A 1,785-nucleotide genomic window follows, 5' to 3' on the forward strand; every position below is an offset into this window, starting at 1 on the left:
GTCAATGGTGTTGATTACAACGCAGTGAATAACGGCGATAACACCTGGAGTTTAGCAGCGGATACGATTGCCGAATTAGCCGAAGGCGACGTTGTGATCAGTGTGTCTGCGAGCGATGAAGCGGGCCATACGGATAGCGCAACCACGACGATTGAAGTGGATACTACCGCTCCAATAATTAGCGTCGACTCTCTCACTACCACTGATAATACGCCAATGTTAACGGGTAATGTTGATGATACTACTGCTGTAGTTATCGTGACAGTTAATGACATCGAGTACGAAGCAACTAACAATGCGAATGGGTCGTGGACTTTAGCGGATAACACCTTACCAACATTAGATGATGGTGAAACCGTTATTACAGTGACAGCAACCGATGCGGCAGGTAATAGCGCAACCAATACTGGCACCGTTGAAGTAGATACAACGGGTTTAAATGTGAGTATCGATGCCTTAGTAACGAATGATACGTCACCGGCGTTAAGTGGCAGCATTGATGATGCTACGGCGACTGTGATTGTTACTGTCAATGGTATTGACTACACGACTGTCAATAACGGCGATGGCACTTGGAGTTTAGCAGCTGATACCTTACCTGGTTTAGCGGAAGGTGACGTTGTTATCAACGTCTCGGCGAGCGATGAAGCAGGCCATACGGACAGCACAACCACTACGATTGAAGTGGATACTACAGCTCCATTAATTAGCGTTGACTCTATTATTACAACTGACAACACGCCAGTGTTAACGGGTAATGTTGATGACACAACGGCCGCCGTTGTGGTAACCGTGGACAGCATCGAATACCAAGCAACCAACAATGCGGATGGAACCTGGTCTTTAGCGGATAACACCTTATCAACATTAGATGATGGTGAAACCGTTATCACAGTGACAGCAATCGATGCGGCAGGTAATAGCGCAACAAATACTGGCACCATTGAAGTAGATACAATTGGTTTAAATGTGAGTATTGATGCGTTAGTGACCAATGATACGTCACCAGCGTTAAGCGGTAGCATTGATGATGACACAGCCACCGTGATTGTGGTGGTTAATGGTATTGAATACGGTGCGACTAATAACGGCGATGGCACTTGGAGTTTAGCAGCTGATACCTTACCTGATTTAGCGGAAGGTGACGTTGTTATCAACGTCTCGGCGAGCGATCAAGCAGGCCATACGGACAGCACAACAACAACCATTGAAGTCGACACAACAGCCCCTGTGGTAAGAGTTGACTCCATTATTACCAATGATACAACACCTGCTATCACTGGCTCAATTGATGATCCAACCGCAGTCGTTGTGGTGACTGTTACCGTGGATGGTGAAGAATATACAGCAACGAATAATACTGATGGTACCTGGACATTAGCGGATAATACCTTACCTGCATTGGATGATGGCGAAACCGTTATCACAGTGACCGCGAGTGATGCAGCGGGTAATAGTGCAACGAATACTGGCACCGTTGAAGTAGATACAATTGGTTTAAATGTCAGTATTGATGCGTTAGTGACCAATGATACGTCACCGGCGCTAAGCGGTAGCATTGATGATGACACAGCAACTGTCATTGTCACGGTGAATGGTGTTGATTACAGCGCTGTTAATAACGGCGATGGCACTTGGAGTTTAGCCGCTGATACCTTGCCTGATTTAGCGGAAGGTGAGGTTGAGATCAGTGTTTCAGCGAGTGATCAAGCAGGCCATACGGACAGCACAACCACTACGATTGAAGTGGATACTACAGCTCCATTAATTAGCGTTGACTCTATT

The 1,785-nt window shown here is 46.3% G+C and carries 1 protein-coding gene; it reads left to right on the plus strand.

Features of this window, described 5'->3' with window-relative positions; genetic code table 11:
• Nucleotides 1–1,785 (plus strand): beta strand repeat-containing protein (locus V5290_RS17160; RefSeq protein WP_333388701.1); only part of this gene is annotated, 1,785 nt, incomplete at both ends.

Source organism: Psychromonas arctica, from assembly GCF_036697365.1.
In the GTDB taxonomy this organism is placed as follows: domain Bacteria; phylum Pseudomonadota; class Gammaproteobacteria; order Enterobacterales; family Psychromonadaceae; genus Psychromonas; species Psychromonas arctica_A.